Annotated in this window: 5 protein-coding genes; 3 read left to right on the top strand and 2 right to left on the bottom strand. The window is 70.8% G+C overall.

The window, feature by feature from the left end; all coding sequences use genetic code 11:
• Nucleotides 1–586: 50S ribosomal protein L17 (gene rplQ / locus ACTHL9_RS06690; RefSeq protein ID WP_440518069.1), on the top strand; the 586-nt coding region annotated here is incomplete at its 5' end.
• A gap of 31 nt (nt 587–617) precedes the next feature.
• Complete coding sequence (locus tag ACTHL9_RS06685) at nt 618–1,532, top strand: tRNA pseudouridine synthase A (protein ID WP_440518068.1); 915 nt, start codon at nt 618–620, stop codon at nt 1,530–1,532.
• Nucleotides 1,533–1,542: 10 nt separating this feature from the next.
• Here ACTHL9_RS06685 and ACTHL9_RS06680 read toward each other — a convergent pair whose 3' ends face one another.
• Nucleotides 1,543–3,210: a sensor histidine kinase gene (locus ACTHL9_RS06680; RefSeq protein ID WP_440518067.1), complete on the bottom strand. Its 1,668-nt coding sequence runs from the start codon at nt 3,208–3,210 to the stop codon at nt 1,543–1,545.
• Between the two features lie 130 nt (nt 3,211–3,340).
• Here ACTHL9_RS06680 and ACTHL9_RS06675 point away from each other — a divergent pair, with 130 nt between their 5' ends.
• Nucleotides 3,341–4,138, top strand: coding sequence for a response regulator transcription factor (locus ACTHL9_RS06675; protein WP_440518066.1), 798 nt, complete (start codon nt 3,341–3,343; stop codon nt 4,136–4,138).
• An 18-nt stretch (nt 4,139–4,156) separates the two neighbouring features.
• On the opposite strand, the gene ACTHL9_RS06670 is transcribed toward ACTHL9_RS06675, so the two are convergent.
• The gene (locus ACTHL9_RS06670) at nt 4,157–4,555 is read right to left on the bottom strand and encodes an Hpt domain-containing protein (protein WP_440518065.1); all 399 of its coding nucleotides are present in this window, start codon (nt 4,553–4,555) and stop codon (nt 4,157–4,159) included.
• Nucleotides 4,556–4,627: the final 72 nt, after the last annotated feature.

The raw sequence follows: 4,627 nt of genomic DNA, 5'->3' as shown, positions 1-4,627 counted from the left end.
CAACAACCTTGCCGCTGCGCTCTTCGAGCACAAGCGGATCACGACGACCGTGACGAAGGCCAAGCGCCTCCGCCCGGTCGCCGAGCGCCTCATCACGTTCGCGAAGCGCGGCGACCTCGCCTCGCGCCGCCGTGTCCAGGCGGCCATCTCGGCCCGCACGAACACGAACAAGGGCATCATCCACGAACTCTTCACGGAGATCGCGCCGCAGCTGTCCGACCGCGAGGGTGGTTACACCCGCATCACCAAGATCGGCAACCGCAAGGGCGACAACGCCCCCATGGCGGTCATCGAGCTCGTGCTCGAGCCGCTCTCGGCGAAGCAGGCCGTGGTGAAGGAGGCCGAGGGCGCTGCACGTCGCTCCGCGGCTCCGAAGGCTGAGCCCGTCGTTGAGGCTGAGGCTCCCGAGGCCGAGGGCGCCGAGACTGAGGCCCCTGAGGCTGAGGTTGCCGAGGCTCCTGAGGCCGAGGCTCCCGAGGCTGAGGCTCCCGAGGCTGAGGCCCCTGAGGCCGAGGCTGAGGAGGCCCCGGAGGCCGAGGCTGAGGAGGCCCCGGAGGCCGAGGCCAAGGACGACGACGCCAAGTAGGTCCCGCTGCTGGCCCGGTAAAGTTGGGCTTATGACAGCTGAGAAGACCCCCGTTCCCGCGTCTGGGAACGGGGGTCTTTCTGCGCCCGGGGCAGTTCGGGTGCGCTTGGACGTCGCGTACGACGGCGCCCCCTTCAGCGGGTGGGCCGTGCAGCCTGGGCTGCGGACGGCGCAGGGCGCCCTTGAGGAGGCGCTCGCCCTGATCTTGCGCCGTCAGATCCGCGTGGTTGTCGCGGGCCGGACGGACGCCGGCGTGCATGCAAGGGGGCAGGTCGTGCACGTGGACCTGAGCACAGACGAGTGGGAAGCGCTCCCGCGCCGCTCGGACGCGAGCCCGGAAGATGTCCTGGCCCGTCGGCTCCGCGGCGCCCTCAGCCGGGTGCTCGGGGAGGAGACGGGCGCGCTCGAGGTGCGCGGCGTCGTCGTACCTCCCGCGGGCTTCGACGCAAGGTTCTCCGCGCTGTGGCGCCGCTATTCGTACCGGGTCGCGGACCGTCCCGAGCACTGGGATCCGACGCTCCGCGGCATCACCCTCTGGCACAAGGCCCCGCTCGACGTCGGACGAATGAACGGCGCCGCCGCTCAGCTTCTGGGGCTGCAGGACTTCCTCGCCTTCTGCAAGCCCCGCGAGGGCTCGACCACCGTGAGGGAGCTGCAGGAATTCGCGTTCGAGCGCACGCACGAGGGTGTGGTGGTCGCGCACGTGAAGGCGGATGCGTTCTGCCACAACATGGTCAGGGCGCTCGTGGGCTCGGCGCTGCGCGTCGGCGAGGGACTCGAGCGGCCCGAGTGGTTGCACGAGCGCCTGCTCGCGCGGGTGCGGGACGCGAAGACGCGGTTGGCCCCGGCGCATCCGCTGGTCCTCGAGGAGGTCGGCTATCCGGCGACGGCGGAGGAGCTGGCCGCGCGGGCCGAGCAGACCCGGGCGCTGAGGGACCCGGCGTGAGCGCCGTCCGCTAGACGGCGGCAACCTCGGACGCCGGCAGCAGGAGCGTGAAGACGCTGCCTTCGCCGGGCTCGCTGTCGCACTCGAGACGGCCGCCGTGCCGTTCGGCGATCCAGCTGCTGATGGCCAGGCCGAGGCCCACGCCCGGGATGTCGGAGCGCCGCGCCTGCGATGTGCGGAAGAACCGCTCGAAGACGAGTTCGCGCTCGTGCGGGGGAATGCCCATGCCGCTGTCGCGCACCTCGACGCGAACCCAGCCGTCGTCCCGGCACGCGCGGAGGGCCACGGTTCCGCCGTCGGGCGAGTACTTGATGGCGTTCGAGAGCAGGTTGTCCACGGCCTGCCCGATGCGCAGGGGGTCGACCCGCACCCAGAGGGGGCTGTCGACGTCGAGGCTGAGCCGGACTCCGGCGGCGACGGCGGCCAGGCGGGCTGCGTCGGCACGGGTGCTGAGGATGGTGCCGAGCTCGGCGGTCTCGAGGCGGACGGGGATCGCGTTGGAGGACGAGGCTACGAGGTCGGACGCGAGGTCGAGGAGGCGTTCGGCGCTGCGCTGCGCGACTTCGAGGCGGAGGCGGTCGCCCTGGGGGATGGCCTCTGATTCGAGGACGAGGTCGAGATTGCCGAGGACGGCGGTGAGCGGCGAGCGGAATTCGTGGGCGACGGTGCGGACGAGTTCGGCCTTGTCTTCGACGGCGCCCGCGAGGGCTGTGACGTCACCGAAGGCCACAACGGCGCCGCCCTCGGGACCCGCGAGTGGGCGCGCCACGACCGAGAGGGCGACGGCGTCCTTGCCCCGCCCGAGCCAGACGACCTCGCCGTCGATCCGCTCGCCCGCGGCGGCTCGCCGGAGCGGACGCTGCTCAGGGGGGATCGGGGTCCGCCGATCCTCGGCGAACACCGGAAGCGCGGCCTCGCCGACATCCCCGCGCGAGGGCAGTTTCCAGCCGAGGGGCTCCACGAGCTCCCCGAACCGCCTGTTCCAGCGACTCGGCGTGGCGTCCGGGCCGACAGCGACGATGCCGACGTGGACGGCGTCGAGCGTGGTGGTGAGCAGCCGCTCAGTGGAGAGCGACTCGACGAGAAGGTCTCGCAGCGCCGCCTGCTGTGAGCGCAGCAGGCGTTCCTGGAGCCGGAGGCCCGCCGTCGCGGCACGGATCGCGACGGCGACGATGAGCAGCAGGATCGGCAGGAGGAGAGACCCGCTCGAACCGGCAGGGACGCCACGTGCGAACAAGTCGACGAGGGTGGGGGAGGCGATGATCATCGGAGCCACAAAGCACACCGCCAACGCCCACGCGCCGGACCGCATCGACGCAGCGATCCAGATGACCGGGAAGACGCTGAGGGTGCCGAGGCCTTGGAGCAGGCCGCCGGGAGCGTTGCGGAACAGGCCGATCGACACGAGGTCGAGCAGCGGGATCGCCAGCGCGACCTGATCGGAGTACTTCTCCCACGGGAATGCCAGGCATGCGACGCACGCGACGCACTGGACCGCCAGACCGGCCAGGACGAGCGGCCGGTCCGGCGCGGCCTCCCATCCGGCGGGAGATGCGAGCGCGGCGAGGACGATCGCGAGGACGAGCGGCAGTTGCCAGAGCGCTATTCTGGCCCGCGGTCCGGCGCGGTTGAGGTACCGGTGGGCACGGTCGAAGACAGCCTGTTCCTGGGATGACACGCGCAGCTCCTTCCCCGTATCCCCCAATTACAGTCCCGACAGTGTGATATTCGTCCCCGTAATGAGAATATGACAATGTCAAAGCTTCAATGACAAGACTGTCGCACTCATGTGCGGAGGAGTGGCGGAGATGGACGACCTTGGTCTTGCTCTAGTTGTCGAGGATGACGACGACGTTCGCCACCTTGTGGAGGACGTCCTGCGACAGGCGGGATTCGAGGTGCTCAGCGCCGCGACCGGCCGTGAGGGCGCAGAGATCGCGCGGCGCGAGGGTCCCGCCGTGGTCACCCTTGACCTCGGCCTGCCCGACATCGACGGCTTCGAGGTGCTTCGACGGATCCGCGCCTCGAGCGACGCGTACGTGGTGATGCTCACGGCCCGAGATGAGGAGCCGGACACGATCCTCGCGCTGCAATCCGGCGCAGACGACTATCTCACCAAGCCGTTTAGGCCCCGCGAACTGCGCGCGCGCATCGCGGCGATGATGCGTCGCCCCCGCATCGGAGGTGTCGGAGCCAGCGAGCCTGCCCTCGCCCGCACGGGAGCCCACGTTCAAGGAGCCGCGCCCGCGGATGCCCCCGCGCCGCTGAGGCATCCGGAGATGCTCCTGCGCCACAGCGGCCTGACCTTGGACCCGAGAACCAGGACGGCCTCGCTCACGGGCAGAACGCTCGAGCTGACCCGCACCGAGTTCGACCTCCTGCACGCCCTCATCCGCGCCGGTGGCGCCGTGATTCCACGGGCCGAGCTCGTCCGGATCGCGCGCGGGGACCGCTATCGCGAGGACACGTACGTGAGCGAGGCGGACGAGCGCGCCGTCGAGGTCCACCTCGGCAACCTCCGCCGCAAGCTCGGCGATGACCCGCGGCAGCCTCGCTGGCTGGTCACCGTCCGGGGCGTCGGCTACCGGTTGGCGCCAGCCGCCTAGAAGCCCTGATTCAGCCGCCTAGGCAGCGCTCGGCGGGGCGCCGCCGTCGCACTCCTCGAGTTCGACGACGGTCTGCTCGCCGCAAGCGTTCACCGCGGGGACGAGCGCGGCCGCGGCTCGCGGGCCATCGGCCAGCAGACGCCGTTCGAGTTCTTCGGTGAGGGCCGCGAGTCGGGTTGCCCCGACCATCGTCGAGGACGTGCGCAGGCTCAGGGCGGCGTCGAGCGCGACGGTGAGGTCCGTGCCGGCGAGGGCAGCGGCGAGCGCCTCGCGCCGGCGCGGCCAGATCCGGGTGAAGTCCCGGGCGAACGACGATGCGGAGCGCTCCCCGACATCCTCGGCGAGGACGCGAAGGGCCGTGGGGTCGACGAGCGGCAGGAGTCGCCCGGCTTCTTCGGGGACATCGGGTGCCGTCATGACCGTCTCCTTCTGGTTCATGTGACCCCTACCGTCCTGACAATGTAGCAATTGTATTGATCACGGCGGGCC

Source organism: Sinomonas sp. (assembly GCF_051955515.1).
In the GTDB taxonomy this organism is placed as follows: Bacteria; Actinomycetota; Actinomycetes; order Actinomycetales; family Micrococcaceae; genus Sinomonas.
The sequence above is the reverse complement of the archived record's forward strand: the minus strand, read 5'-3'. Positions and strand labels throughout refer to the sequence as shown.

Excerpts from the sequence above, each read along its gene's own strand:
- ACTHL9_RS06675 (WP_440518066.1), top strand. The coding sequence starts at position 3,341 with ATGGACGACCTTGGTCTTGCTCTAGTTGTCGAGGATGACGACGACGTT.
- ACTHL9_RS06685 (WP_440518068.1), top strand. The coding sequence starts at position 618 with ATGACAGCTGAGAAGACCCCCGTTCCCGCGTCTGGGAACGGGGGTCTT.
- ACTHL9_RS06670 (WP_440518065.1), bottom strand. The coding sequence starts at position 4,555 with ATGACGGCACCCGATGTCCCCGAAGAAGCCGGGCGACTCCTGCCGCTC.